The organism is Rossellomorea vietnamensis (assembly GCF_001305855.1).
Lineage (GTDB): Bacteria > Bacillota > Bacilli > Bacillales > Bacillaceae_B > Rossellomorea > Rossellomorea vietnamensis_A.
The window spans coordinates 25,475-50,548 of record NZ_LIXZ01000008.1; the positions used below are offsets into that span (position 1 = coordinate 25,475).

Annotated in this window: 20 protein-coding genes; 3 read left to right on the forward strand and 17 right to left on the reverse strand. The window is 46.6% G+C overall.

Annotated features, from left to right (window positions below; genetic code table 11):
* Window positions 1-245: 245 nt before the first annotated feature.
* The 13 genes from AM506_RS11845 to AM506_RS11905 form a co-directional block, all read right to left on the reverse strand.
* The gene (locus AM506_RS11845) at window positions 246-959 is read right to left on the reverse strand and encodes a hypothetical protein (RefSeq protein ID WP_060672706.1); all 714 of its coding nucleotides are present in this window, start codon (window positions 957-959) and stop codon (window positions 246-248) included.
* A gap of 267 nt (window positions 960-1,226) precedes the next feature.
* Window positions 1,227-4,283, reverse strand: a complete 3,057-nt coding sequence (locus AM506_RS11850; RefSeq protein WP_060672707.1) for an FIMAH domain-containing protein — start codon at window positions 4,281-4,283, stop codon at window positions 1,227-1,229.
* 184 nt (window positions 4,284-4,467) lie between these two features.
* Window positions 4,468-5,610 (reverse strand): N-acetylglucosamine-6-phosphate deacetylase, encoded by a 1,143-nt coding sequence (nagA, locus tag AM506_RS11855; RefSeq protein WP_060672708.1) that lies wholly within the window; start codon window positions 5,608-5,610, stop codon window positions 4,468-4,470.
* Window positions 5,611-5,667: 57 nt separating this feature from the next.
* Window positions 5,668-6,642 carry a Gfo/Idh/MocA family protein gene (locus tag AM506_RS11860; protein ID WP_060672709.1) on the reverse strand — a complete coding sequence of 325 codons (975 nt, stop codon included), beginning with the start codon at window positions 6,640-6,642 and terminating at the stop codon, window positions 5,668-5,670.
* Entirely contained in the window at window positions 6,639-7,349 is a 711-nt protein-coding gene (locus tag AM506_RS11865; protein ID WP_060672710.1) for a hypothetical protein, read from the reverse strand. Before AM506_RS11865 ends, AM506_RS11860 begins: the two co-directional genes overlap by 4 nt.
* 9 nt (window positions 7,350-7,358) lie before the next feature.
* Window positions 7,359-8,201 carry a sugar phosphate isomerase/epimerase family protein gene (locus AM506_RS11870; RefSeq protein ID WP_060672711.1) on the reverse strand — a complete coding sequence of 281 codons (843 nt, stop codon included), beginning with the start codon at window positions 8,199-8,201 and terminating at the stop codon, window positions 7,359-7,361.
* Window positions 8,201-9,187: an acetylxylan esterase gene (locus tag AM506_RS11875; RefSeq protein WP_060672712.1), complete on the reverse strand. Its 987-nt coding sequence runs from the start codon at window positions 9,185-9,187 to the stop codon at window positions 8,201-8,203. The genes AM506_RS11870 and AM506_RS11875 overlap by 1 nt, the downstream gene beginning before the upstream one ends.
* Window positions 9,188-9,203: 16 nt before the next feature.
* Window positions 9,204-10,742 carry an FAD-dependent oxidoreductase gene (locus tag AM506_RS11880; protein WP_060672713.1) on the reverse strand — a complete coding sequence of 513 codons (1,539 nt, stop codon included), beginning with the start codon at window positions 10,740-10,742 and terminating at the stop codon, window positions 9,204-9,206.
* On the reverse strand, window positions 10,743-11,795 hold the full coding sequence (locus AM506_RS11885) for a Gfo/Idh/MocA family protein (protein ID WP_060672714.1): 1,053 nt from the start codon (window positions 11,793-11,795) through the stop codon (window positions 10,743-10,745).
* Between the two features lie 25 nt (window positions 11,796-11,820).
* Complete coding sequence (locus AM506_RS11890; RefSeq protein ID WP_060672715.1) at window positions 11,821-12,876, reverse strand: Gfo/Idh/MocA family protein; 1,056 nt, start codon at window positions 12,874-12,876, stop codon at window positions 11,821-11,823.
* A 13-nt stretch (window positions 12,877-12,889) separates the two neighbouring features.
* Window positions 12,890-13,894: a zinc-dependent alcohol dehydrogenase gene (locus AM506_RS11895; RefSeq protein ID WP_060672716.1), complete on the reverse strand. Its 1,005-nt coding sequence runs from the start codon at window positions 13,892-13,894 to the stop codon at window positions 12,890-12,892.
* A 29-nt stretch (window positions 13,895-13,923) separates the two neighbouring features.
* On the reverse strand, window positions 13,924-14,979 hold the full coding sequence (locus AM506_RS11900; protein ID WP_060672717.1) for a dihydrodipicolinate synthase family protein: 1,056 nt from the start codon (window positions 14,977-14,979) through the stop codon (window positions 13,924-13,926).
* Window positions 14,980-15,996 carry an NAD-dependent epimerase/dehydratase family protein gene (locus tag AM506_RS11905; protein ID WP_060672718.1) on the reverse strand — a complete coding sequence of 339 codons (1,017 nt, stop codon included), beginning with the start codon at window positions 15,994-15,996 and terminating at the stop codon, window positions 14,980-14,982.
* A 216-nt stretch (window positions 15,997-16,212) separates the two neighbouring features.
* Between AM506_RS11905 and AM506_RS11910 the strand changes: the two genes are divergently transcribed.
* Window positions 16,213-17,571 (forward strand): hypothetical protein, encoded by a 1,359-nt coding sequence (locus AM506_RS11910; protein WP_060672719.1) that lies wholly within the window; start codon window positions 16,213-16,215, stop codon window positions 17,569-17,571.
* 25 nt (window positions 17,572-17,596) lie between these two features.
* Here AM506_RS11910 and AM506_RS11915 read toward each other — a convergent pair whose 3' ends face one another.
* From AM506_RS11915 to AM506_RS11930, 4 genes are all read right to left on the reverse strand, one after another.
* Window positions 17,597-18,508 (reverse strand): hypothetical protein, encoded by a 912-nt coding sequence (locus AM506_RS11915; protein ID WP_060672720.1) that lies wholly within the window; start codon window positions 18,506-18,508, stop codon window positions 17,597-17,599.
* A gap of 17 nt (window positions 18,509-18,525) precedes the next feature.
* Window positions 18,526-19,329, reverse strand: coding sequence for a carbohydrate ABC transporter permease (locus AM506_RS11920; RefSeq protein WP_060672878.1), 804 nt, complete (start codon window positions 19,327-19,329; stop codon window positions 18,526-18,528).
* A gap of 25 nt (window positions 19,330-19,354) precedes the next feature.
* Complete coding sequence (locus AM506_RS11925) at window positions 19,355-20,251, reverse strand: carbohydrate ABC transporter permease (protein WP_060672879.1); 897 nt, start codon at window positions 20,249-20,251, stop codon at window positions 19,355-19,357.
* A gap of 132 nt (window positions 20,252-20,383) precedes the next feature.
* Entirely contained in the window at window positions 20,384-21,640 is a 1,257-nt protein-coding gene (locus AM506_RS11930; protein WP_060672721.1) for a sugar ABC transporter substrate-binding protein, read from the reverse strand.
* Window positions 21,641-21,936: 296 nt separating this feature from the next.
* On the opposite strand from AM506_RS11930, the gene AM506_RS11935 reads away from it, so the two are divergent.
* On the forward strand, window positions 21,937-22,584 hold the full coding sequence (locus AM506_RS11935) for a YesL family protein (protein WP_235576105.1): 648 nt from the start codon (window positions 21,937-21,939) through the stop codon (window positions 22,582-22,584).
* A gap of 256 nt (window positions 22,585-22,840) precedes the next feature.
* Window positions 22,841-25,066 (forward strand): FIMAH domain-containing protein, encoded by a 2,226-nt coding sequence (locus AM506_RS11940; RefSeq protein ID WP_200908443.1) that lies wholly within the window; start codon window positions 22,841-22,843, stop codon window positions 25,064-25,066.
* Window positions 25,067-25,074 lie beyond the last annotated feature (8 nt).

A 25,074-nucleotide genomic window follows, 5' to 3' on the forward strand; every position in this document is an offset into this window, starting at 1 on the left:
CAAGATATGGATGATAATCCAGATACACAAATACATTCCCCACGACAGGCGGGCAGCTGCGGTTTTGACAAAAACCTTTTGGGATAGTCCCTCCAGTGCAGGGAACCAGTTTCCGGAATGGGCACAAACACCAAAGTAAACGTATACTCTTGGTTACTCGTTTCCCCCGTAAACAGACTGTCGCTTTAGCATCCTCCATATTTGAGAATCATTTTGGGTCTTTATAAAATGAGTGCACATCCTCTCTACCCTAAGGCTGCTTGATTCCTTTCCACCGGAAGCACTTTTCGTCTGAGCAACACGCCACCAATGATAAATAAGCATCCCATAAAGGTGAGGGCGATTAAAGAAAGTGTTCCACCCTTTTGATACGGCAGATCCGTATAATATCCATACTTTGCTCCAGAAAGCCCTCTGATCCATTGCGTCTCTAGCTTGGACTTTTTATCGATCGTGAACGTACTTTTCTTAATCACGCCATTTTCGTTCACGCTATAGGTCCGGTATTTGACGGGCTTCCCATTCAAATTTCCCGACTCAGGCGTCATGCGCATGGCGATGATGAATGACTCTTTATTCGTTTCCTTCTCTTTCACCACTTTGTATTGGATTGCCTCCTCATATGCACTCATCCCTCGAGGATCGGATTGGACCTTAAACCCTTTCAGCTCTGCTTCCGGTTCATCCTTCACTTCAAAGAGGATGGTCTCGCTTTTCTTACCTGATTCCTTTTCTTCCAGAAACGTATTCATTTTCACTCCATGAAATACCTGGATAGGATATACATCACCATCTTCCTCTAATGACATGTATTCATACTGATTTTCAAAACGATTCTGATAGAATGATTCTCTTATAGATTGGATGAGGAAATAGGCTACCAGGGTCATGGCAACAAATCCTGTGATAAAAAGGAAATAACTCGCATACAACATCCGTTTCTTCTTATTAATCGTCATACATTCATCACTCAAATCTATAGATTTTCGTTGAAAGAAGTTAAACTCCGTATCCTTAGCATCCTTTATGAATAGTTACCCTACTAATTCTTTAAACGTTCTAGATTCACCTTTGGGAAACGCGGAAAAAACATTGAGAGATTTTGGTGAAAGTCATAGAATGATGCATGGTTATGTAAGAAAAAATCAAATTATAAGATGTAAAGGTCCGTCCCTCAGTGCTTTAAAGCGCTGAGGGACGGACCTTTGATTGTATTATGCTCTTTCTTATTCTTCTGATGCAAACGTATCTTTTATGGTTTGGACGTTTTGGTTCAGGAGAGTTTTGATCTCTTCCTTTGCATCACTCTTCTCCAGGTGCTTGGAGAAGTCTTCCAAATGCTTAAGGGCTTGTCGTGTATGGCCCTTTTCATACTGATGCTGAGCCTGCTTCAACCGGTTCACAAGCTGCTTCACTGTGGCATGATCAAGCTGACCACTGTCCTCCATTTCTTCTATTTGTGTTATCAGCGTCCCGGTTGATACATCGACGGTTATCTCCAGAGGATTGGATGTGACCGTTTCCCCATTGTATGTGACCGTCGCCTTCACTTCTGCCGTACCTGCATTAAGGGCCGTGACTTCCCCATTTTTCACCTCTAATACGTCAGGTGCCGTATTCTCCCATTTCACTTCAGCACCTGCCAAGTCTACTTCCTTCCCGTTCACTAGCGTAACGGCCAAATCCAGATTCATCGTATCCCCTTGAAGAAGAGTATTATTCTCAGCCGATAGTTCCGCCTTTTTCACTGGAACCGGCAGCTTCATCAAATCCGCACCTGCTGCATAATAAATATTTCCTTCATTATCAATATCCATTAAATTCACGGTGTCACCGATAAGCTGTTTGCTCATCATCGTTTCAGGGTCGATGACAGTCAGCTTTCTTGCTACCGTGGTATAAAGCATACCTTGATCATCCCATCTCAAGTAGAATGGACGCCATTGGCTGCCCCTCAGGACACCTGTATAGAACTCCTTCTGCTTTACTATTTCTTTTGAAACAGGATCCATGGCAAAGACGACACTATTTGCAACTCCATCTTCATTGACACCATAAGCCGCGCCCCATAGATTCCCGTCAGGTCCGATGGATAGTTCCCCGATCATTTCAGGTGTCTTGATGCCTTCTAACTTTAAATTGAATACTTCATAATCCCCTGTACTTGCCTCATACTCAAACATTTTTGCTTCTTTTTCAACCGGATCGATGCCGAGTCCACCTGCAGTGGTAGAACCTCCGTATAAGATTCCATCCTTGTAGGCGAGCCCGATGATGCTCTGATTTTCGATGATATTTCGGATGGTATTCCACTCACCTGTTTTTTCATCGAAAATCGTCAGGGCACCGCCGAGCTTCCCGTAGTCGGAGATCGTCCCCGTGAATAACTTATCCTCTCCTGATGCAAAGGTGAACGGCCTGCTTTGATCATCCCCGATGTCATAGACCATCTCCGGGTTATCTCCGTTGCCTCCGTCTTTATACATAAAAGGAAGTTCAGGATCATATTTGTAAATTTGGGCACCACCGTATATGCCCATATAGACATCTCCGTTCATGAACCCGATACCTTCGATTTGATGGGGGTTCCGTTCACGCAAGAGATAAGATTCAGTCGACGTATCATACACGCCGAAGGATCCTTGGTATCCGCCCATATACACCTTCTCATCCGGTCCGATTTCAAGACTTTGGATGGAAAGCCCCTGCTTCTCAACCTCCGGATACAGGACCTTTACTTCCTTCGTCTCCGGGTTATAGGTGGAGTATTCGATCTGATGGTGCAGAATCGACAGAACCTGTTGCCCGTCTTCATTCGTCGTCCATTCGTACGCCTTCACCGGAGAAGCCGGCAAGGTAACTTTTGGCTCTACAGCCTGCGTTTCATCCGTATCCATATCATACGTCCATAATTCGTTCGTTCTCTTATCCTTGAAATAAATCAAGCTTGGGTCATCTGGGGAAGGAGGTGAAATCAAGCCGTCATATGCGTGTTCATCTTCCCAGTTCATTTCATGGACGACTTCTTCCGTTTCCACATCCAGTACCAGCATGGACGTCCCATACGCTACAAATAATCGGTCTCCATATTCCCATACATTTGAAACCGACGTGCTCGTGCCGGATATCGGTAGTTGAATTTCTTCTCTTTCACCCGTTTCCCGATTCATTTTCATCAAGTAGGCCGTTGTACCGATTCCTACATAGAGATTCTCATCGGTTACGCCCAGTCCCCTCGCATAGTTCTGTTCTTCGTGAAACCGTCCAAGGTCCGTCAATGAATCCGACTCGATATCATACTCAAACACTTTTGCATTTGGATACGTTGCACCATAGATCTTCCCGTCTTCTGTAGCATCAAGCTGCCAAATCCAATTGTCAGACGGACTTTTCCCCACTTCTTCTAAGCGCTGTTCATCCACTACGTACCTGTACAATATTCCATTGTATGTACCAGCGAAATACACATTCCCGTCCGAACCGATCGTCATGCCCCATACGACATCACTGCCTGGTAGTGATTGTGAAAAGATTTTTTCACCGGTGACGCCATCATTAGCATAGAAGGTGGCAGGCGAGCCGTTCGTTGCATAGTACACCTCACCGTCACCTATGGCTGCTCCTTGCGTTTTGGCCGCTAAAGCTGCCGGACCCAGATTAATGGGGTCGCCATAATCAAATGGCAGGTCTAACTGCTCATTGGACTTTTCATATATTTTTATATCATCGTAGTACCCTTTCGTTACGGCAGTGCTTGCTTGATAAAGAAAGACCTTCACACTGACGGCACCAGCTGGGGCGTTTGCTTCAACCGTTACCTTCTGCCATTCATTAAGCGTAAGGCCATCGAAATACTTGGGACTGTTCCCTATGTTCTTCCCTTCCGCGTTATACCAGCGAAGCCAGATCCCCGGCTTTCCTTTCGTCAGTTCTTCAACATACAACTGGGCGGTCAGTTTATATTGATTGCCTTCTGTCACATCGACTCCTTGACTAAAAAGTCCTGTCACTCCCGAATTATCGATCCGTAGACTTTGATCCCCTTCATACGTTTTATCACCAGTGATCTTCAGTCCGGATTTCAAACCGCCGCTCCAATAACTCCAATGTGGTATCCCTGTTTCCGTTTCCGTTACAGCTTCAAAATCTCCATTTTGAACCGGAAGCTCTGTCCAGCCTGCTTCAGCGGATACAGTGTTTTGATAAACAGATGAGGGTAATAAAGAAATAAACAAAATCAACGTAAGCAATACTGAAAAAACACGCAAGTATGATTTACTCATTACGTTTCTCCCTTCATATTTGAATGAAATCCCCGTGTGTCTCTCCCTCCTCGTATGGAATGATCATCCATACTGACTTCCCTTTCACCGACTGGTTATCCTGTATCCCCTCATTTCTACTCTATTAAAAGACAGCAAATAGTTAATAATGCCCACAAAAAAGAGCAAGCGGCAGAATGATCGCTTACTCTTCCTCATACACCACTTCTCCACTCAGGTACGTGGCCACGACGGACAAATCCTTCCCTAAAACAACCAGATCTGCATCATATCCGACTTCGACCCTCCCCTTATTGATCTCTTTTCCTATCGCATGTAACGGGCCTTCCGAAGCCATGTAAACCGCGTCCTCGAGCGGTATCCCGCAGTTCTCCACGACATATTTGATTCCCTTATCCAGCGTTATCGCACTTCCAGCTAAAGCCCCATTTTTCAGGGTCACTTTATCCCCGGTTTTCACCAATTCCTTCCCCCGAAACGAATATTCCCCATCTTTCAAATCGTTATAGCCGGTACAGTCAGATACGAGCAACATATTCTCCTTTCCTTTTATTTTATATAAAAGCTCGATCATGTCCGGATGCACATGGAGTCCATCGGTTATGATTTCACACGCTAATTCTTCGTAGAATAGCGCTGCTGCAGCCGTGCCCGGTTTCCGGTGATGGACAGGACTCATGGCATTGAAGGTATGGGTGACCTGAGTCAACCCATGCTTGATCGCGACACCGATTTCTTCCATGGAAGCTTGTGTGTGGCCAGCCGAAATCCGTATCCCTTTTTCAACCAACTCCTTGAATAGAGAGACATCCCCGACTTCTTCAGGTGCTAACGTGACAATCGAGATCAAGTCTGAAAATGGCCTTATAATGCCTCTTATATCTTCTTTTGAGAATTTCTTAATAAGAGATTTATTCTGTGCCCCGGGATATAGCGGACTGATCCAGGGGCCTTCGATGTGAACACCAAGCAGTCCGGCACCGGTTGGAGTCTTCCTTCTAAATCCTTGAGCATGATGAAGGAAATCCATCAGATCAGAAGGTTCAGAGGTCCTGGAGGTGGCAAGAAAAGAGGTGATCCCGTAACATGGCAATCTTCCCGCTATTTCATCAAACGCGCCGGCCCCATCCATAAAGTCATATCCGCATAAGCCATGGATATGGACGTCCACAAACCCTGGACAGATGACACCTTTTACGCGATGTACGGGTGCATCAGGAACTGACTCCCCTTCTCCGACTGACACAATCTTTCCATTTGATATCCCGATTACTTTATCCTCCAACCGCTTGCCCCCTGTAATGATGTCCCCTCTTACATAATTCATACATCTCCCTCCTAATGAGAAAAAGGGTGCCAAGGGACTGTCCCCCTGGCAACCCCTCTACAGGTTTACGCTCTTTTTTAACCGACTGGATTCATAGGCAGCAAGTGCCACTTCCAACGCTTTTAAACCGTCGCGTCCTGAGATGGAAGGTTTGCTTTTCTTCTCCACACAGTCGACAAAGTCTTTTATCAGTCCATAATCCATATCGTTTCCGTAAAAGACGTGACTCAATGAGCGACGTTCACTTGTGAACAGTCTGAAATGCTCTTTGAAGGCATCGGCCTTCACTGTCTTTTTGGTGCCGATCACTTCGATGGTGACATCCCCCCACATGGGGTATTCAGAGAACCTCGACCAGCTTGCATCATGGGAAGCGATGACACCGTTCTCAAACTCCATCGTAAGGATCCCGGCATCGTCAATGTTGATGCTATGAAAATAAGAATCAACGATCGCATGTACCTTTTTCACTTCTTCTCCGAGGTACCAGCGCATGATGTCCACCATATGGACGGTATGGTCAAGGACCGCCCCGCCTCCCGATTGGTCTTCATCGATAAACCAGCCCCCGGGATTCTGCCCTCGGTTGGTGGTACGGAAAGCGACGATGTCACCCAGCTCCCCATCATCGATCATGTTCTTCAGCTGAAGGATCGGCGCGCTGAACCGAACGGGAAAAGCCGTCTGCAACAGCACCGCTTCCTCTTCACAAACCGATATCATTTCCTCCGCATCCTCGACAGTGGTCGCGATCGGTTTTTCACACAGAATATGCTTCTTAGCCCGGGCCGCCTTCACGACCATTTCTTTATGACGGTTGTTTTCACTGCAAATGATGACCGCGTCCATTTCAGCATCCAAAAATGTATCTTGATTGCCGAAATAATCGGTCTTATACGTTTCGGCAGCTTTCTTACCACGTTCTTCATTGTCATCATAAATTCCGACCAGCTCCACATTAGGCAGTTTCATGACACTATCCGCATAGCTGTAGGCATGCATATGGGCAAAACTCATCATCCCTATTTTCATCTCAAGCCACCTCCGTTCAGAAGACTCCGGTACTTATTCAAAGACTGAAGCAAGTCTTCATCAGCAGGATGGGCACCCGAAAGAATGGCATCCACGCTGTAGGAAAGAAGCAGGGGGGTGAGCCCCTCAGGTGTAAGCGGAGTCATTTCATCACTGTCAAACTCGATGATCCTTTTAATCCCGCTCCACTCAAACTCTATTCGCTCCGCTTCATTTGCAAACGTATATTCCAAATGCCCCATCGTCCCCCTGCCGAAATCCACCGTCAATATGACATGGGAGGGACGGACCTCACGTTTGGTCCTTTTCACCATCGCCTCGGAGGGTTCACCTACTAATGAAGAAAGCACATATAAATCACCAAGCATGACCGCCTCGCTTTCCTTTTCACTTACGGTCCTTCTCATCCGGAGAACACCCCTCGGCTTTTCATCCGATACCATTTCTTCTTTTATTTTTTGATAAAAAGGATAGAGTTCCAGTTCAAAGTAAACAGACACATTGCTTAAGTCTTTACAATCATCCACCAATCCGGATGGGATGAACAGGCGGACCTCCTTTCCAGCAAATCGCCCCTCATCGAATTCCTGTGAAGAGAGGAACAGCGTCTCATTTCCTTCGGGCTCTTTCATCGATGATTTCATAAAAGGGGTTTCTGCCCTTTGTTCATCTATTTTATCGATTCGTCCGATCACTACATTCCCCATAAGAACCTCCTATTTCAATAACGTTTTCAAGCGATTGACGGCTTCTTCATTCGCTGATTCCGCATCATCGAAACCCTCATATTCAATGGATAGCCAGCCTTGATAATTCTCTGCTTTCAATCCCTGTACGATATAAGATAAATCGACCTTCCCATCCCCTGGTACAGTGCCGATCAGCTCCACACCTTTCGTAGAACGGAACCCCTTCAGCCCTTCACCGGAATTCTTTTCCCTAAAATCCTTGAAATGAACGTGAACGATGTCCCCCTTCAACCTGTCGAACGCTTCCTGGGGTTCTTCATGAACGAGCAGGAAATTCCCTGTATCAAAGGTTGAACCTACATAGGGACTATTTACTTTTTCAATGATGTCCTTTACCTGTTCGCTTTTCCCGGCCAAGAGTCCGTGGTTTTCAATCGCAAGGAAAACCTTCTCTTCTTCCGCCCTTTTGGCGCATTTCTTCAGCCCTTCCACAATCCACTTCTGACCGTCTTCATATGTCAGGTTGCCGTGGAGATCTCCGCAGAAGACCCGTACAATCTTTGTCTCCAGTGCTTTCGCCACTTCAATCCCTCCCAGGATCTTAGCCACTTCCTCAGCACGCTCTTCTTCTGTTTCTTTCACAAAATTATTCGTCACATCATAGGCGGATACCACTAATCCATTCTTCTTAACGGCTTTGAGGACCTGATCGATCTCCTCCCGTTTATCCTCACCGCTACTCCAGTAAAAATCGAGGAGTTCCACTCCATCAAGGGAAATGCGTTTCGCGTATTCAATAAAATCAAGGAAGGACCAGTTTTTCTTTTTAATGGTAGAGGCCAGACTGTACATGCTTACACTTATGTTCATCAACTTCCTCCTCCTTTTGATAATTGCTTCGAAATGAACGCAAGCTTTTTTTCATCATGAAATGAGTTCATTTCGTGGGTGAACTGAGGGTATACTTCTATCTCTTTCTCGATTGAACTCAAATGATTAAAGGCCGCGAACACAGTGGAGGGTGGCGTAACGGCATCTTCCATCCCCACCCCCATCAGGACAGGGCACGTGATGCTCTCACAAAAATGAAGACTGTCGATCATGCCGAGAGTGTTCTTCACTTTATTCTCTGATTCGTATTGAGGGTCGTTCCATTTAAAATAATCCACGATTTCCATATAGGGTCCTTGTAAGGCAATATCAAGTGCACGGTCAAAATGGGTGAGGAATGGCCAGTCTGATACCACATAGTCCAGATCTCCCTCGAGACCTGCCGCAACCAGGGCAAGACCCCCTCCCTGAGAAGACCCCATCACACCCAATGTTGTGGGGATTATAATGGCTTCAGCAGATTTCACCCATTGGAGTTGGATGAGGATATCCCGGTACACATTCGTATAATAATAGGTTCCATGATCAAGAATTCCATGCAGCATCCACCCCGGAATCCTGCTTCCATTTCCGTATCTCCCATAGTCGGGCGAACTCCCCTGCCCTCGCACGTCAAAGGAATAGACAGCCACCCCTAGTGCCGTCCATTTCAGATAGTCAGACGGCAGGCCGCGGCTTCCCGTATATCCATGAAAGCAGACGATCACCGGACATTCCTTCACTCCCACAGGCTTCACCAATAAGCCATTCAAGGGGGTCCCATCCCAGCTTTCAAGGACGAGATCGTTCACCTCCACAGAAGGAACCGGGTAGGCCCGTAGTGAAGAATGGATGATAGGATTTACACCGTTCATTCTTTCTTTTTGCCGGAACCAGAACTCATCAAAATCCTTCGGCCTGCTCTTTAACTCAGGCTTGTATTCACGCAACTCTTCCAGTGGGAAATCTCCAACCTTCCTCCCCATTCCTCATCACCTCCAACTAAAATGGCCACTCCAGTTCAAATCCATCCTCCTGCAAGACCTGCTGAAAGTGCTTCAATAATCGCTTATCTTCACGGACTGTTTTTGGCTGAGTATGATGTTCCATACAATAAGCAACCAGTGCTCCACACGCCTCACCGATATTCCATTCTACGGGGTGCAACCGATAGCAACCATTCGTAATATGAGTGGTGCCGATATTTTTACAGCCTGCAAGCAGGTTATCTGCATCCTTAGGCAAGAGGGCACCCAGCGGGATATAAAACGGCAGTGCTTTAATATCGAGATACGTCTTTCCTGCCATGCTCGGGTGGAGATCTATGCTGTACGATCCGACTCCTACCCTATCCTCATATCGCTTACCAGTCTTCCCTTCATTGAAATCCGGGGATACATCCTGTTCCACAATCGTATACTCGGCTTTGATCCGCCGTGATTCCCTGATATAAGCGGCTTTCGCCAGTCCATCGTCTGTCTCGAAAAGGTCCTTTCTCAACATCAATCCAGGATAACCCCTTCCGCCATCAGGCCGCGGCGCTTCCGTTTGGAGCCAGTAGAGGAGAGAAAGGCTGAGCTGCTTCCCCTGATACAGATTCTTTTCTTTCTCTTCTTCAGATACATCATAGACATTCCCTAAGAAGTAATCATTCTGGGGCCAGTTCATCAGCGTGACATCGCCGGCTTCATAACGGGTATCAAATTGATTCCTGTCAAAAATCCTACGGTACTCCCATAATGGGAACCCCTCTTCTTCCCTGAAAAGTGTATACGTCCGTTTTTCCTTTGTGATTGGGTGAGGAGCATGAAAGCTCAACAATTTATCCGGCCAGATATCGGGGTGAAAGTCCCGCCAAAAGGAATACATGTCAGGCTCGGGTATCGTATGGTCCTCCCCTTCCCGGTACTCCATCCCGAGTACATAAGTGAAAGCCTGAATATCAGTTGGATCCTCTGTCTCCAGTGCATGGGGTTCACCGGTTTCTGATTTGGCTTCTGCACCTGTCACGTATTCCATGCCTGCAAGGGGCAGCAGATCTCCAGCTTCCGTCGCGTCGATATAGTATTGAGCTTCAATCTCTTCTTCTACCCCTGTCTGTTCATTCACCAGAGTCATTTTATGAATCCGCCTGCCCTTTTTGTGAACGCCGTTGACCCTCGTATGCCGCAGAATTTTCAACTGTCCAGTTAGAACATATGGTAAAAGCAATTCATTTAAAACATGGAGGGTGACGCGGGGATCATGGCAGATGTTACTGACTAGACCATTCCCCGGATTCAATACTTTCCCGTACTCTTTTACCTGCATCGTGTTCAGATAGGTCTCCCTTACTTTCTCACGGTAATCCCGGTACCTCTTCGTACAGCCAAACTCCTCGATCCATCTGTGTTCATCCGGGGGAACGCCTTGAGACGTAACCTGGCCCCCGATCCAATCCGTCTCTTCTGTCATAATGACCTTTATTCCTTTTGAACAGGCAGAAAGGGCCGCTGCACAGCCCCCGAGACCGCCTCCTGATATCAACAGATCTGCTTTCATTTATAAAACCACTTCCTTACCGGTTCTGGCCGATTCATACACCCCATTGAGCATCTTCATGACCTGGACCCCGTCCGAAACAGGTGCGATGGATTCCTTCCCTTCGATACAGCAGGAGACAAAATGGTTGATTTCGTTATAAAATGCCTTTTCAAAATCAAATGTCAGGTTATCGATCTGCGGCGTCATATTAAGGATCGTGTCATGTTTCTCTCCTACGATGGATAACTCCGGTTCGATTTCTGCGCCCCCTTTGTCCCCAAACAGCTTCACGTACAGCTCATCTTCTTTTGCCTGAAGGGTGAAGCTCACATCCACCATTAATGAAGCCCCGTTTTCAAATCGGATGAGGGCATTGGTCAAGTCCTCCACGTCATTAAGGGAGGGGTCATAATCCGCAGCTTGATAGAATGATAGGTTTTTAATATGACTCCGGTTCCCAAGCTTAGAATAGGAATTGCCACTTACAGACACAGGACGCGGCTTGCCCATGAAGTACCAACAAATATCGATCATATGAACACCTAAATCGATCAGGGGTCCGCCTCCTGATTTGGTATGGTCACTGAACCATCCCCCTGGATTACCGAGTCTCCGTAAGCAGGACGCTTTCGCATAATAGATCTCACCAAAGTCACCATCATCAATGAACCGTTTGAGTAACGCTGCATTATCTCCATGCCTCCGTACGAAGCCGACCTGAAGGATCTTTCCTGATTTCTTCACTGCGTTTTCTACCGCTAACGCTTCGTCCACTGTCATACATAATGGTTTTTCAACAAGGACATGCTTGCCGCTTTCCAGTGCCGCGATGGCAATCTCCGCATGGGAATTGTTCCATGTACAGATGCTTATCGCATCGATTTCATCGTTTCCAAGTAATTCCCGGTAGTCAGTGTACAAATGGCTGACCCCATAAATACGACCTTTTTCGGCCAATCGTTCCCCATTGAGGTCACATAACGCAACGAGCTCCGCCTCATCGTTTGCCAGGTACGGTTTGATATGAAACTCTGAAATCGATCCCGTTCCCACTACGCCTACTTTTAACATCGCACTCTCTCCCCTCTCGAACTCATTAAAAACGGATTTCCTGATCCTGCTCTGAAGAATGATAGATTCCCTTTAATAGTTTCAACACTTCATAGCCGTCTTCCCCATTAATCAACGGCGCAGAACCCGTTCTTACACACTCAATGAAATGGTCGATTTCATCCTTGAATGGTATATTTTCTTCGTATATGGGGTGATGCCTGGCCAATACTCCTTCTTCTTCAGTGAAAATAGTTAAAGGTGACAAAGCGGCACCACCTTTGTCACCAAATAGTTCAATCTCCATGCCCTCGTCTTCTTCACCGTTCATCGCCCAAGCGATCTCCAATGACAGGACGACACCGTTCTTAAACCGGATCCAGGCGGCTCCGAAGTCCTCCACATCAAATACATTCTGTTTATTCAATTGCCTGTTGCTCGATTCCCAGCTCGATGTATATTTCGTTTCATAGTTTCCTAAACCCGCCACCGTCTTTCCGGATATGCTTTGCACCTGAGGGCTTCCCGTCAGCCACCATGCCAGGTCCAGTACATGGACACCGATATCCATCATGGCTCCGCCGCCTGATAATGCCTTATCCGTAAACCATCCCTTTGGTGTTCCCCTTCGTCTGAACAGCTTGGCTTTCACATAATAGAGATTTCCGAAAACACCCTTATCTGCATACGCTTTCAATATTTGGACATCCCGGCGAAAGCGGTGGGTCATTCCGACCATAGTCATGACGTTTCGTTCTTCGGCAAGCTGTAAATATGCCTTCACTTCTTCGGTGCCCATCCCTATGGGCTTCTCCATGAACACAGAGATCCCTTTTTCTGCACATTTCATAGCGATCGGAATATGGGTGGAATTGGGGGTACAGATCATGACCGCATCAAGCTCGACCTTCTCAAGCATGTCTTCTACTTTTTGAAAATAGTGCTTCACCTTATATTTCTCTGAAATGGCTTTCGCACGGTTACCATCCACATCTACTACAGCGGTCAATTCCGCATGAAGAGAAGATTTCAGATTAACAACATGAGTGGATTCTGCAATCGACCCCAGCCCAACCAACCCGATCTTTATAGGATCTTGCATTCAACCAACCTCCTTACTTTGAGAAATCAATCACTTTCGTTAAAGTAGTGGACCTTTTATTCATTAAGGCCTCAAATGCCTCTGTTACTTCACTGAAATTCACTTCTTCTTTGATGAAGGAACTGATATCGATCCGTTTCTCACTGACCAGGCGAATATACTCCTCTATATTTCGCCCCTCTGTCCAACGAACAAATCCATAAGGATAATCGACTGCTTCGGCTTCATACACTTTGTCATATCTGCCGGGACCCCCCGCCCTGGAAATCAGCAATTGCGCCTCTTTACTGAACATCAAGTTGCGGGGAAAGTCCGGTTCGATGTCGCCGACAATGACGACCTTCCCTTTGTTGCGGATCCAGTTTAGACTCTGCCCGGTCAAGGGTGATCGTTTCCCGCCTGCGCATAACAGGACCGCATCCGCTCCATTCCCGTTTGTACTTTCCGCAATGGCCTGCTCCATCTCTTCCATAGAAGAAAATGATCGTATATTCGCTTGCTCCTTCACCATAGCCGACCGCTCTTCGTGGAGATCGTACGCAATGACACGATAGGAGGCGGCATTGGCGATCTGGGCAATCATCTGACCGAGGAGGCCCAGTCCGACGATCACAGCTGTTTCACCAAACTGCAGATCGGCTATCCGAAGGGCATGAATGGCAATCGCGCCGATCCCGGCAAGTGCCGCTTCCTTCGCCTCAACGTTATGAGGGACCTTTGCGAATAATGTCTTCGGAACAAGCAAATACTCAGCGTGCTGTACATAAGGGGCGCCGTAAACCGCAACCGGGTCCCCTTTTTGCACCCCCGTCACGCCGCTTCCCACTTCCTCCACCACTCCCATGGCGCTGTAGCCCAATGTGATGGGTTGGTCTGTACTGTTTTCAATAATCGTTAATTCCGTCCCTGGTGAAATAGTGGAGTACAGCGTTTTAACCAGCAGGAAATGAGGCTTCACTGCCGGCGTTTCGTCCTTCACCACTTCCACCCGTTTGTTATGTGCGATAATTTTTCTCATCGTATGCCTACTCCCTCTGTCTCATTTATCTACTGCGCCAGCCATTTGGTAAGATTCTCTTTCACAAAGTCATCGTCATGCAAATGAGGATACGCTGCATACACCCGGTCGATTTCTTGCATTTGATGCGGGCTCAGCTCCTCCTTATCCAGTAAGCACCAGCGGCCTTTCATCAGACCCTGCCTTGCCAGAACCTGATTAATGCCTGCGATGCTTCCCCTAAACTGATTTCTGGCATCAAAGAAGGCACCATTAGCATCCGTGACCTCCTGAGCCAGAGTCAACATCCTTTGGGGAATGGCATCGTGAAGCTGCCATTGCTTGATTTCTTTAAATAATTCCACTGCCCGTTTCGTCCAGACAGACCAGTGACCCAACAGGCCACCTACAATTTTCTTCTGCCTTTCCTCATCACCTACCTTGAACTGATAGGTCGTCAGGAGGTCATTGACGATATTATCGTCATTCCCTGTGTAAAGGGCGATTTCATCCCTTCTCTTTGAATGGCAGACGGCCCGGACAACTTCGGATGTCAGGTACCGGTCGAAGGGGGCGAGCTTGACCGCATACACATTGGGAAGCTCTGCAAAGGCTCTCCAGAAATCGAAGGAGAGCACCCTTCCTCCCACGGCAGGCTGCAGATAGAACCCGAACACGGGAATGATCTCCGCCACCTTCCTCGTTCTCTCCAATAACTCTTCCTCTGAAAGGGAGCCTAGCCCTCCCATGCTCAAGAGACCTAAATCATAGCCAACGTCCTTACTGAACTGTGCTTCTTTAACCGCTTGTTCTACGGGACCGCATATCCCCGCCACTTTGATAAAAGAATCTGGTACACCTTCACGCCTCATCTCTTCCATGGCAAGCTTCAATACTCTTTCATATAAACCAAAGCGGGGATCCCGGATTTCAAACTGGGTCGTATGTACACCGACTGCAAGGCCACCTACACCTGAATCGATATAATACCTGGTAAGCGCACGCTGACTCTTTTCATCCAACTTTTTATCCCTTGACAAGGCCAGTGGATGGGCAGGGATGAACGCCCCTTTGTGCAATGCTTTTTTGACCGATGATGGTAACATTTAAAACGCTCCTTCACGCTGTTGAAAATGCGTCGGTTTATTGTAGGTCACTCCGTCCCGCTCCACCCAATCAGCCGTCCAATCGATCATCTGCTGCATGGTGACCTTCGGATATCCGAACAGCTTATGAGCCTGGGACGCATCATTCAATAATGCCGTGGATTGCTCCACATTCACGAAAGACACGGGCTTATTGAACCGCTTCGCAAATTCTTTCGCGAGCCAGCGGACGGAAATGGTTTCCGGCCCCGTCACATTCAGGATTTTCGGCGGGGAATCGGTGAGAAGCAAGGATCGAATCGCATATTCATTCGCATCCCCCTGCCAGATCACGTTCACATTCCCCATCGTGAGATCGACGGGTTGATCATAGTAAACCTGCCTCGCCACTTCCAGGAGGACACCGTAACGAAGATCAATTGCGTAGTTCAATCTGAATATCAGCATAGGTGTATGATTCTTATGGGAAAAGTACGTCAGGACGCGCTCCCTTCCCAGACACGACTGAGCATATTCCCCGATCGGATTGACGGGATTCGTTTCAGAGCAATGGCTGCTCACGACTTCGGTCAAAGGATAGACATTTCCTGTAGAGAAAGCGACAATCCTCGAATCCGGAAACTTCTCCGCGAGCCTCCCAGGGAGATAAGCGTTCATCGCCCACGTAAAATGCTCATTGCCTGTGGTACCGAATTTATTCCCTGCCATATAGATGATGTTTTTCACATCCGGAAGCGTCTGTAAATCTTCATCCTTCAATAAATCCACAGAGATCGTATGAATCCCGCTTGCATTTAGTTCATTTCGTAAATCGGGAGTGGAAAACCTTGAAACACCGTACACCTTTTTATTCAAACCTGCCTGATCAATGGCCCGTTTCGCAAGCTTCGCCAATGTAGGCCCCATCTTGCCACCCACACCGAGGATCATGATATCGCCATCGACTTTTGTCAGATCATTCACCAGTGCCTGGGATGGTTCTGTCAAAAAGTCCTCTAATTCGTTGATCGTTTTCATCAAACCACTCTCCTAAATCGTTAGATTGAACTTTCAGAAAATTACTTATCAACATCTTATGAATCTCATTATTAAAAGACAAGTCTTTAATGAGTCTTTAAAGATTGAGCTTCAAAACAATGCACACCATTGATTTTTGACAATTCAGATAATTGTCAGTATGATAATGATAAAAAGACATGTCTATTTAAAAGTATCTTTTAGGGGATGAGTTTATTGAGAAGTACGAAACCGATTCATGACAACTCTGAAATCAACATCGGGATCATTGGCCCTGAAGCCCTTGTCGATCAAATCAAATTGACCTTAAAGTCATTTCCGAACTTCAAGCCGTTTTTTGGAATCATCAAACCCGGTAGTGTCATTGCCGAAGTGGTCAAAGAATTAATGTATGATGTGGATGTTCTCATGTTTACGGAATATCACGTATACAATCTCGCGAAGCAGTTTCTGGACTTTTCCATCCCCGCCCATCCCATACCTCTAATGGGAACCGGCTTATACAGATCCCTGTTCCTGATCAAAAACAACCACGGGCTGAAATGTCTTTCCATTGATACGATCGAAAAGAAATACGTGGAAAAGACACTGGTGGAACTTGTGGAAGAAGATTATGAATTAATGGTATTCAGGCATCATTCCAAAACACCTTTGATTAGTGACATCGTCTCTTTCCATGTTGAAAACCATGAAATGAAAGGCGCCATCGCCCTTACAGGAATCCAGGAAGTCTATACACTTCTAACAAGCATGAAGATCCCGTGCGAATGGGTCACACCCACCCAGCAGGATATGATCGTGTCCCTCGAACGTGCCCTTCTTGCAACGGAAACCCGAAGGAACAAGGAATCCCAGATCGTATTCGGGTTGATCAATGTCGATGATTTCAAAAAAGTGACGGAAAAGTATCATTCTGAGCACGATGTCCAATTATTGAAACTGAACATCCAACAAATGCTCCTTGATTACATAAAACAACTGGATGGCCATCTTATCAATCTTGGCGGGGAAGAATACTCCTTCATCACCACCCGCGGTATCTTCGAAAGGGAAACCCGGGGCTATAAGTTCATTCCCCTCCTTCAGGAGACGAATAACGCAATGGGGATCACCTTAAGCATCGGGGTCGGTTTCGGTATGACGGCAGCCGAAGCAGGAAGCCACGCACGGCTCGCATTAAGACAGGCGAAAGATTCCGGGGGAGATGTCTGTTATATCGTGAGGGAAAACAGGAGCGTCCTCGGCCCCGTTGATATTACGACCAACACACAGTACGAGCGGTATGACCTTGCCATAACCGATGCCGATTTATTGGACCGGGCAGAAAAGGCCGGGATGTCCGCTTCCTATATGACCAAGCTGATGGCACGGGTGGAACGGTACGGAATCGTGGATTATACGGCCCAGGAACTGGCATCCACCCTGAACATCACAGTGAGGAGCGCCCACCGGATCCTTCTGAAATGGATGGATGCCGAGCTCGTCGACATCGTCGGTGAGGAGAAATTGACGCATAAAGGCCGACCGCGGCGCATCTACCGGTTGAGCTTTACGATGGATGAAAAGGTACAATAGAATTCAGGGTTCCTGAATTCTATTTTTATTGACCAGACTGTACGGAAACCGGTCTCGCTGTCTCCCTGCTTTCATTCGCCGCTTCGATGAAACGGATGATTTCAAGCGTCTCACGCAAGGGCACCCTCGTGACACCGTCCTGAAAAAAATCCATGATCTCTTCTACTAAACTCGCATAAAAGGGCTTGCTGTCAGCCTGTATCCCAACATACTCCGTACCCTTTTCAAAATGAACAAGGGCTCCGAACTGATGATTCCCTGCACGATTCCCCCTCACCGTCCCAAACCTTCCACCTTTCCAGCTGGCCACAATGCTGTCATGTGTATCATTCGAGAAGACCGCGACACGTTCTGCCCCTTCTCCGAGCAGGGTAAAAAGCATTTCAACGGAATGAATGCCATACCAGAAAAATCCCGGCTGTGATTCTTGAAGCTCCATGGGGCCAAAACAATCGGCACCGATGATTTCTCCCAGATCTCTCCTTCCCGCCACTTTTCTTAAGGCTTCTGCAAACCGGAGAGCCGATGTGCTCATGATCGGTGTGTGGTGACGCTCCCCTAATCGAACCATCTCCACAGCGTCATTCGTCTTCAAACTGAATGGTTTATCAATGAAAATCGGTTCCTGATAGACTACCAGTTTCCTTAATTGCTCAAGATGAATGCCCCCATCAACGGATTCCAGCAAGATGGCATCCGTCCCTTCGACTGCCTTCTCCAATGAATCGACGATTTCCACGCCATATCCCCTGACAGCTTCCGTGAACTTCTCAATCCTTGAAGCACTAAGTTCAAGGTGAGAAGAGCCCCCGGGAAACGCCTTCACCACTTTCCCGCCCCGTACATGGTGGGGATCGAGAGGGTCATTTAATAATCTGGTGAAAGCGACCGCATGAGACGTGTCGAGCCCAACCATTCCAATTTTCAAATCTTCCATTCTCTGCACTCCATCCCCTATTTAATCCCGGACATTTGAATGCCTTCGGTGAAATAACGTTGGAAGAACAAGAAGATGAGGAATGTCGGAATGAAGGACAGGGTCGAACCAGCCATTTCGATTCCAAAGTTCCCTTCCTTCCCAAGGATCGAAGCCAAACCGACCGTCACCGGGAACATTTCTTCCCGTGTCATGTAAATCAATGGCTGAAACAAGTCATTCCAGTTAGAGATGAACGAAAACGTACCGACGGTCGCGACAACCGGAATCGATAAAGGCAGGATCACTTTGAAAAACACCTTAATATCGTTGGCCCCGTCAATCCGCGCCGCTTCCTCCAGGTCACTCGGAATGCTTTGCAGGAACTGTCTCACCAGGAACACACCCATGATCCCCCACAGTTCAGGAACGATCAGGGCCCAATACGTATTGATCCACCAGAAGTCCGCAAACATAATATATTTCGGAATAATGAGCAACTGTTGGGGAATCATGATGACGGCCATGAACACCCAGAAAATGATTTCCCGACCCGGGAACTTCTTCTTGGCAAAAATGTACCCGAGGATCGCACAAAAGAACATTTGGCTGAACACCGGTACAATTGTAATCACGACCGAGTTGAAGATCCATCTTAGGAAAAGGCCGTTTCCGATCAAGTACGTATAATTACTCAAAGTCGGCTCATCGGGTATCCAGAACAACGGATCCAACAGGGCATACTGCATATCTTTGAAAGAACCCAATGCCATGATGACAAATGGCAAAAGGAAACAGAAAGCCAAGATGGCTAAAGCGATATATTTAATGAGTTTTCCCATTTTCCACACTCCTTTCCTCCTACGATCAATAATACTTCGTATCCTGCCCCATATATTTTCGCTGGATGAGCGAAATGACAAGGATGATAAAAAACAATACGTAGGAAAGAACCGCTGCGTAGCTTAAATTCAACCCTCCGAAACCTTGCTGATACAAATAAAACACGATCGTGGTGGTCGCGTAATTCGGGCCTCCTCCTGTAAGCAGGAAGGTGGAGTCAAAGATCTGGAACGAACCGATCGTCGTGATGATGGCGACGTAAAAATGAATCGGCTTAAGTAAAGGAAACGTGACCGACCAGAACATCCGGAACGGTGTCGCCCCGTCGATTTTCGCCGATTCATACAGCTGCTTATCGATCGATTGCAAACCGGCGAAGTAATAAATCATCGTGCTCCCGGCCACTTTGAAGATACTTAATCCTGCCAGGACAATCAGTGCCTGACTGGAATCCGACAAGAACAGCTGTGTATCGATTCCGATTAGGCTTAAGAGATAGTTCACCATACCTGATTCCGTTCCCCTGAACAACCATCCCCATATCCCTGCAATGATGACAAATGAGGTCACCACAGGCAAAAAGAAAATCCCTTTAAAGATTCCCTTCATCCATACACCCGAATTGATGATCAAGGCGAGAATCAATCCAAGGGCCATCGTTGGAACGATATAGTACACAGAGAATAGAACCGTATTCCAAATCGCTTTCCACGCAAGTTTATCTTCTAAAAATCGCATCCAATTCTTCATTCCTACAAATTCAGGGTCCCCGATGATCTTCCAATCCAAAAATGTCAGAACAAAACTGAAGGCAAACGGGAATATTTGAAAAATCAAGAAATGAATCAACGTCGGTATGAGAAAAATATAGACGATGGCGTTCCGGTCCCACTCACGCTTCATCCGTGATTTCAAAGGCATTTTTTTGTTTTTTACGCTCAGCTCACGTTTAACCGTTTCTGTACTTATCAGCTTCATCACCTTCTTCTTATGTAAGTTAGGAAACAGAGAGCACCAATCTCTAAAGAGATCAATACTCCCTGTCCCGTACACCTATTGTTTAGCCAGTTCCGCTTTGATCGCTTCCGCTGCAGCATCGGCCGCTTCTTTCGGCGATTTCTTCCCGGCCATCATCGTTTGCACTTCAGCCTGAATTCCCGGCATGATCGCACGTCCGATCGGATGGATGACCCCTGGTTGAGCATATTGTGTGTACTCAGCAAGCTGACTTAAATATTTCTGATCATCAAAGATATCCTTTGCCGATTCACGTGTCGGGATATACTGTGTCACGGTGTTGAACTTGCGTTGGTTTTCTGCATTGGTCACAACTTTAATGAATTCTGCCGCAGCATCCGGATTGTCACTGTTAGACGGAACCACGAACATTCCAGTCGTACCGTAAGTTGCCTGTTCTTTATTCTTAAGCGGCGGGGCAATGACGAAATCCATGCCGCTCTTTTGAAGATTGGTTAAAGAAATCCCCGATCCCTGAACGGCTAACATCTTTCCACCGTTCCAAAGGGCATCATGTTCCATGGCCGTTACGGAATCTTCCGGAATCCAGCCTTTTTTGTACATATCATTGATGAAAGTGAATGCTTCGACACCGGCTTCATTATTGATTTTCACTTCATCATCCTGTGTGATGACCTCTCCGCCTGCCTGCCATAGGAATGGATACAGCGTCCCGTTCATGGAACCTCCACCCTGATAGCTCAGTGCGTAGAAGCCTTTATCCTTGGCTTTTTTAGCCCAGTCAGAGAACTCATCCCAAGTCGCTGGCAGCTTTTCAGGATCTCCCCCGATTGCTTTGATGACTTCTTTATTGTAGAAAAGAGTGTAGGCTTCCTGAAGGATCGGAAGGCCGTATGTTTTGTCCTTCCATTTTGTCGAAAGAAGTGCCGTATCAACGAAATCATCCATATCGTTATCCTTTAAATATGGATCAAGCTCGAGTAGCATTCCTTCGTTTGCATATTGAGGCATTTGATCCGGGATCGCGTAGAAGACATCCGGACCGTTATTGGCGGCTAAAGCCGTCAACACTTTTTGATCTCGATTTGCCCAAGGGATGGTTTCAATTTTTACTTTTACATCAAACTTATCTTCGTAGGAGGCAACGATCTCATCCCACATCTTTTTCTCTTTATCCGCATCCCCTGTGAATGGATGGACCCAAACCGTGATTTCACCTGAAACTTCCCCATCCCCTGCTTTCCCGCCTGCTTTTTCATCTTTCGAACTACAAGCGGCTAATAAGATGAGCCCCATGACCAGTATTAAGAGAAACGATAATTTCTTCTTCATGAATGATCCCCTCTTCTTTTTTTATTTTTTGTAAATAGGCAAACCCCAAACGCGATCCGTTTTCCACCTCCTTGAAATTCTGCATTACCAATCCGTAAAGCGCTTTCATATTCTCTATTGCATGCTGCAGAATAAAAAATCATTTGATTACCGCTGAATAATCGTTAAAATATTCATAACCTTTACACAAGTCTAAAACGTTTTTGATTAAGAGACAAGTCTCTTAATTGTCTTTAATAGGAAATGGGGAAAATAGTATCGTTTGGTTTATATGACGGATGAAATCTTTGAAAGGAGTGAAAATGATGGGCGGCTGGGAAAGATTTAATACGATTGTGTTTGTGATGTTGAAGCTTGCTTATATGAATATTCTTTGGATTTTTTTCACTGTATTGGGGCTTGTCGTGTTTGGTTTCTTTCCTGCGACGGTGTCTATGTTCACGATTGTACGGAAATGGTTGAAGCGTGAGGAGCCACTCCCCATTTTCCATACATTTTGGCATACATATAGAAAGGAATTTTTAAAGAGTAATGGATTTGGCCTTATTTTCATCGTGATCGGATATGTGCTGTATTATGATTTCACCTTTATCGGACTGAATAGCGGAAAGCTTACCTTCCTCGTGCCGGTATTGGTGCTGATCCTGATCGCTTATGTCATCACCCTGCTGTTTTTCTTTCCGGTGTATGTTCATTTTGATTTGTCATTTTTCAGGACTATAAAGCAAACGTTATTGATTGCCTTGTCTTCTCCTTTGGAAGCCGTTCAAATCCTTCTTGCCTGCGGTCTGGTATATGGGGCTGTGAATCTTCTGCCCGGTATCACTCCTTTCTTTACCGGGAGCGTGCTTTCCATAGTGGTGATGTGGATCAGTTTGAAGGCATTTGAAAAAATCGAAAAAAAGAAAAGAAACGTGTTTGAACAGCATCGAGAATCATTATGAAGCCCCCCTTCCGCCTCTATGGCGGTTTTTTTCTGAGGGAAAATCACTCTGTAGGTCTTCTGCCCCATCTAACATTACGACGATTTAAAGACTTGTTTCCATGGTTCTAAATCGATAAAAATAGGAATAACAACAGTCGAAGCTTTCTTATCAGCAAAATAGAAAGCGCTTACTTTACGTGTTTAATAGGATTTTGGATGAAGGAGGCGGGAAAAACGTCAAGGACTTGAATTGAATAAATAGAGGAGATGGGTGAATGAAAAGGAACGTGAAAGTGCCAGGTTTTGTTTCATTGATTTTTGTCATGATGATGGGAGCGATGTTTACGCCGGCAGGAGCGGCAACAGCCGATACCACTCCTTCATTTGGTGAGCCGGTAAAGCTCGGGGATCCGATTCAAAGCGTTGCCGTATATGACTCTGCCTACGGAAAGGAAAATGGGCACGATGTCATGTATACGACGTCTTCCGGACACCCTGCCATTTTCCAGGTAGTGGATCTGGAAACCGAGGAAGTGCTGAGAACGTATCCTCTTGAAGGCACGGGTGCCGTTTGGACTCATATCACGGTACCGAATGGGAATGTCTACATTGGTGGGAACGGGTATTTGTATGAGTATTCCCCCGAAACACAGGATGTGAAGAACCTCGGCGGCATAGGCGAAAGCGTCGTTTATGGATTGTCGTACGATGAAGAAGGACGCGTCTACTTCGGATCTTATCCGAACGCGAAAGCAGGCATGTATGATCCTGCCACTGGTGAAATGACGGATTTCGGGAATGTGGCTCCGAACGAAAGTTATACCCGGTCGACGGCCTATCATGACGGGTATCTGTATCTCGGTGTCGGCGTGGATAACTATCTCGTCAAATTGAATGTGGAAACAGGGGAGCATGAGAAGATTTCCCTTCCGGATCACGTCATCCAGGGAACAAGCGTCTGGCAGCTGGACGCGTTCGGTGACTATATTGTGGCCGGGGTCGGCGGCGGAGATAACTCCCTGTTATTCTATGACACGACGACAAACTCATGGGAAGACACCTACTACGAAAACAATAAAGGTCTGCGCCTCATCCAAGGTCTCCCGGGCAGTAACAAAGCCTACTTCCAGCAAGGCGGCCGGATCATGGAAATTGATTACGAAACACTTCAGGCAACGGATACCGGTGTCCGGTTCGGAACCTTCATCCGCAATACCTCGTGGGTTGAGCTTGAAGGGGACCCTGATTTCCCCGGCTATTCATTGGTGACCGTCCAATTCGCCGGACAAGTCACATTCATGAACCTGGAAACAAAGAAAGTGAAAACGATCCAGTACCCGGTGGAGGGCAATCCAATTCCGATCCAAACCCTTGAAAAAGGACCGGACGGCAATATGTATATGAGTGGATATCCAGGTGGAAAAGGAGCCGTATACAACACGAGTGAAGAATCATCTGAAATGTTCACCCTCGGACAGGCTGAAGGGATGGTCGCCATGGGAGATCATATGTATTTCGGTGTCTATACCGGGGCAACCGTATATGAACTGGATACAACCAAGGATACAATCGCACCGAAGCAAATCTATGATATCCCCCATCAGGACAGACCGTTCAAGATGGAAGCAGTGAATGGTAAACTCTACATCGGCACGATACCTGACTATGGAAAATTAGGCGGATCACTCACCATCCTGGATCCTGCCGCTATTGAAGAAACGAAAGTGTTTGAAAACGTCATTCATAATCAGTCGATTGTCGGACTTGCGGAGAAAAGTGGAAAACTATACGGATCCACCACAGTTGCCGGGGGCCTCGGCATCGATCCGACAGAAGAAGCAGCCAAACTATTTGTCTGGGATTTAGAAAAGAATGAGAAGATAACGGAATTTGTTCCGGATATTCCAGGGCTTGATTACCACCCGAATATGATCAGCGGGATGAGTGTCGGACCGGATGGCTTATTATGGTCTGCAGCGGACGGAACGATTTTTGCCATGGACCCTGAATCTCTTGAAATCGTGAAGAGCAAAACCATTTATGAAGGGGTAAAAGACTACGGCAGATGGCGTCCGATCCATATCCGCTGGGATGACAACGGGGTGATGTATACCACGTTAGCCGGTAAGCTGACAGCGATCGATCCAGAGTCCTTCGATTATGAAACCCTTGCCGTAACGGAACTGGCCACAATTGGGGATGACGGCGACATCTATTATTCTTCCGGAAGTCAATTGATGAAAATAGACGTGCTCGCGTATACGTTGGAATCTGCTAGAGACCTGATTCTAGAGGAAGCAGCAGATGGACAAATCAAGCATTCAGTGGAAAAGCAGCTTATCAATTCCCTTACACAAGCGATTCATCACCGTGACAAAGGGCATACCGATCAAGCAAAGAAGCATCTTCAGAAAGCACTGGATCAGTTTGAAAAAGCCAAAGATCCAGATGTGACAAATGACTTGAAGGTCAAATTGGCTTTAAAAACGATTGAGCTGTAAGGCTACAA

Bases quoted from the DNA above. Each gene is read 5' to 3' on its own strand.
- AM506_RS11940 (WP_200908443.1), top strand. From the start codon at position 22,841: ATGAAAAGGAACGTGAAAGTGCCAGGTTTTGTTTCATTGATTTTTGTC.
- AM506_RS11880 (WP_060672713.1), bottom strand. From the start codon at position 10,742: ATGAAAGCAGATCTGTTGATATCAGGAGGCGGTCTCGGGGGCTGTGCA.
- AM506_RS11890 (WP_060672715.1), bottom strand. From the start codon at position 12,876: ATGCAAGATCCTATAAAGATCGGGTTGGTTGGGCTGGGGTCGATTGCA.
- AM506_RS11885 (WP_060672714.1), bottom strand. From the start codon at position 11,795: ATGTTAAAAGTAGGCGTAGTGGGAACGGGATCGATTTCAGAGTTTCAT.
- AM506_RS11920 (WP_060672878.1), bottom strand. From the start codon at position 19,329: ATGGGAAAACTCATTAAATATATCGCTTTAGCCATCTTGGCTTTCTGT.
- AM506_RS11870 (WP_060672711.1), bottom strand. From the start codon at position 8,201: ATGAACATAAGTGTAAGCATGTACAGTCTGGCCTCTACCATTAAAAAG.
- AM506_RS11915 (WP_060672720.1), bottom strand. From the start codon at position 18,508: ATGGAAGATTTGAAAATTGGAATGGTTGGGCTCGACACGTCTCATGCG.
- AM506_RS11845 (WP_060672706.1), bottom strand. From the start codon at position 959: ATGACGATTAATAAGAAGAAACGGATGTTGTATGCGAGTTATTTCCTT.
- AM506_RS11850 (WP_060672707.1), bottom strand. From the start codon at position 4,283: ATGAGTAAATCATACTTGCGTGTTTTTTCAGTATTGCTTACGTTGATT.
- AM506_RS11925 (WP_060672879.1), bottom strand. From the start codon at position 20,251: ATGCCTTTGAAATCACGGATGAAGCGTGAGTGGGACCGGAACGCCATC.
- AM506_RS11860 (WP_060672709.1), bottom strand. From the start codon at position 6,642: ATGAAAATAGGGATGATGAGTTTTGCCCATATGCATGCCTACAGCTAT.
- AM506_RS11930 (WP_060672721.1), bottom strand. From the start codon at position 21,640: ATGAAGAAGAAATTATCGTTTCTCTTAATACTGGTCATGGGGCTCATC.
- AM506_RS11900 (WP_060672717.1), bottom strand. From the start codon at position 14,979: ATGTTACCATCATCGGTCAAAAAAGCATTGCACAAAGGGGCGTTCATC.
- AM506_RS11905 (WP_060672718.1), bottom strand. From the start codon at position 15,996: ATGAAAACGATCAACGAATTAGAGGACTTTTTGACAGAACCATCCCAG.
- AM506_RS11895 (WP_060672716.1), bottom strand. From the start codon at position 13,894: ATGAGAAAAATTATCGCACATAACAAACGGGTGGAAGTGGTGAAGGAC.
- AM506_RS11865 (WP_060672710.1), bottom strand. From the start codon at position 7,349: ATGGGGAATGTAGTGATCGGACGAATCGATAAAATAGATGAACAAAGG.
- nagA (WP_060672708.1), bottom strand. From the start codon at position 5,610: ATGAATTATGTAAGAGGGGACATCATTACAGGGGGCAAGCGGTTGGAG.
- AM506_RS11875 (WP_060672712.1), bottom strand. From the start codon at position 9,187: ATGGGGAGGAAGGTTGGAGATTTCCCACTGGAAGAGTTGCGTGAATAC.